The sequence below is a fragment of the Massilia phosphatilytica genome, from assembly GCF_977014125.1.
Genome location: NZ_CDRNIL010000055.1, coordinates 1 through 2,332, shown reverse-complemented (window position 1 = coordinate 2,332; position 2,332 = coordinate 1). Strand labels below are relative to the sequence as shown.

Sequence of the window (2,332 nt, the reverse complement as noted above, 5' to 3'; positions counted from 1 at the left end):
TGCCTGTTTCGACTCGTACGTATTGCTAAGGTTAAAACGGAGGAGTTAGTTGGATGATCCTGCACCTGGGCCGTCGCGGCGGCGTCGCGCACGGCGACCTGGTTGTCGAGCAGGGCGCGCTGGGCGTCGAGCTTGAGCAGCGACTGGTGTGCGTGCTGGCCGTGGATGTCGACGAGCAGCTCGCCCAGTTCGCGCAACTGGCTGGCGGTGGCGGCGATGCCGTTGATGTACGACTTGGAACGGCCGGCGTTGTCGATCACGCGGCGCAGCAGCGCGCCGCCCTCGTCGCTGTCGAACTCGTTCTGTTCCAGCCAGGCGCCCGCCGCCGGGGTCAGGGCGAAATCGGCGCTGATGTCGGCCTTGGCCGCGCCTTCGCGCACCATGCTCGCGTCGCCGCGGCCGCCCAGCGCGAGCTGCAGCGCGTCGATCAGGATCGACTTGCCGGCGCCGGTCTCGCCGGTGAACACCGTGAAGCCGTTCGAGAACTCGAGCTCGATCGTATCGACGATGACGAAGTCGCGGATGGTCAATGTGCGCAACATGAAGAAACTCATCTCCTGGTGGATGCTGGGATTACTTGAGCTTGCCGTCACCGGACGGATATTCGTTCCAGTGCAGCTTCTCGCGCAGGGTGTGGTAGTAGCTCCACCCTTCCGGATGCAGGAAGGTGATGGTGTTGGGCGAGCGCGAGATCATGATCTGGTCGCCGTGCTGCAGGCTCGTGAACGTCTGCATGTCGAAGTTCACGCTGATGTCGCGGCCGTTGATGATCTCGACGACGATGTCGCTCGTGTTCGGCACGACGATCGGGCGGTTGGACAGCGCGTGCGGCGCGATCGGCACCAGCACGATGCCGGCCAGCGTCGGATGCAGCAGCGGGCCGCCGGCCGACAGCGCATACGCCGTCGACCCGGTGGGCGTGGACACGATCAGTCCGTCCGAACGCTGGTTGTACATGAAGGTGCCGTCCACCGTGACCTTCAGTTCCGCCATGCCGGCGCCCGTGCCGCGCGCGACCACCACGTCGTTGACGGCGACGGAACAGTGGATCTCGACGCCCTCGCGCACGACGCGCGCCTCCAGCAGCGAGCGCTCCTCGGCCTTGGCCTTGCCGCTGAGGATCTCGCCCAGCGCGGGCAGCATGCGGTCGATCGGGATGTCCGTCATGAACCCCAGGCGCCCCTGGTTGATGCCGATGAGCGGCACGCGGTAGCGCGCCAGGTGGCGGGCGATGCCGAGCATCGTGCCGTCGCCGCCGACGACGATGGCGGTGCTGCAGTGCGCGCCGATCTCGTCCACCGTCATGGCGTCCACGCCGGCGACTTTCACGTGCCCGGCCGTCTGTTCCTCGAACACGACGCGGTAGCCGGCGCCCTGCAGGAAGTCGACGATCGCCTGCACGGGCTCGTCGATCCCGGCCGTGTGGTGCCGTACGACGAGCGCGATGGTTTGTTGCGGTTCAGGCGTCACGGACATTACGACTCTCGGCAGCAGGTGATAGGGAGACAGAAGATTAACCGATTCGCCCGGCTTCTGCACTATCGCAACTCAGCAAATACTGTACAAACGCACAGTATAGTTGGGCGAATGGACTTCCGGCAAGCGCGCCGGCCGAACCCGCTTCAATGGAGGATGCCGAACCCGAACGCGGCACCGATCGCCAAGCCCATGCCGGTCACGTGCAGCGCCATCAGCACGAGCCAGCGCAAGCCGGTGGCAAGGCGTGAGCCGCCGTACACGCGCCGCATCGCGACCGGCGTATAAAACACCAGCCACAAGCCCAGCACGAAGGACACGATACCGAGCACATTCGGCATCACGATCAGCAGCGTCAGGGCCAGGAATCCAAACCCGTGCACATGCAGCGCGAACAGCAGGTGTTCGCCGTAGCGCCGTCCGGAGCCCAGGTACAGCACCTTGAGGTACAGCGCGAACAGCGGCATCATCAAAAACACGGCATACGGCACATAGCTGCTGAAGGCCGTCCTCATCACCTTGTCGCGCTCGGCCGGCGACATGTTGCTGAACCGGTCCGCCTGTTCGCCCCAGTGCGCATTGACGTTGCTGATGCCCTTGCGCAGTTCCACGGTACCTTCGGCGATTTCGCCCGGCTCGTCTTCGCGCACCAGGCCACCCTTCTTGCCCGCCTTGTCGTGCGCGGCCGCGGCGGCCGGGGCCTGGCCCCGCTCCGGCTGCGCCGGAACGTCGTCGTGGCCGGTGTATTTGGCGACGGCGAAGAAGATCAGGTGCTGGATCATCCAACTAACTCCTCCGTTTTAACCTTAGGTGCTGGATCATCCAACTAACTCCTCCGTTTTAACCTTAGCAATCG

Annotated in this window: 4 protein-coding genes; 1 reads left to right on the top strand and 3 read right to left on the bottom strand. The window is 64.8% G+C overall.

Annotation, left to right across the window (positions count from 1 at the left end; genetic code table 11):
• From ACWNCF_RS02055 to ACWNCF_RS02045, 3 genes are all read right to left on the bottom strand, one after another.
• Positions 1–542, bottom strand: a 542-nt coding sequence (locus ACWNCF_RS02055) for an AAA family ATPase (RefSeq protein ID WP_449405837.1), incomplete at its 3' end; no start/stop codon positions are given.
• A gap of 31 nt (positions 543–573) precedes the next feature.
• Complete coding sequence (locus ACWNCF_RS02050; protein ID WP_449405836.1) at positions 574–1,476, bottom strand: NAD kinase; 903 nt, start codon at positions 1,474–1,476, stop codon at positions 574–576.
• Positions 1,477–1,622: 146 nt separating this feature from the next.
• Positions 1,623–1,991, bottom strand: a complete 369-nt coding sequence (locus tag ACWNCF_RS02045) for a hypothetical protein (protein ID WP_449405835.1) — start codon at positions 1,989–1,991, stop codon at positions 1,623–1,625.
• A gap of 162 nt (positions 1,992–2,153) precedes the next feature.
• Here ACWNCF_RS02045 and ACWNCF_RS02040 point away from each other — a divergent pair, with 162 nt between their 5' ends.
• A complete protein-coding gene (locus tag ACWNCF_RS02040) occupies positions 2,154–2,306 on the top strand; it encodes a hypothetical protein (protein ID WP_449405834.1) in 153 nt (50 codons plus the stop codon).
• Positions 2,307–2,332 lie beyond the last annotated feature (26 nt).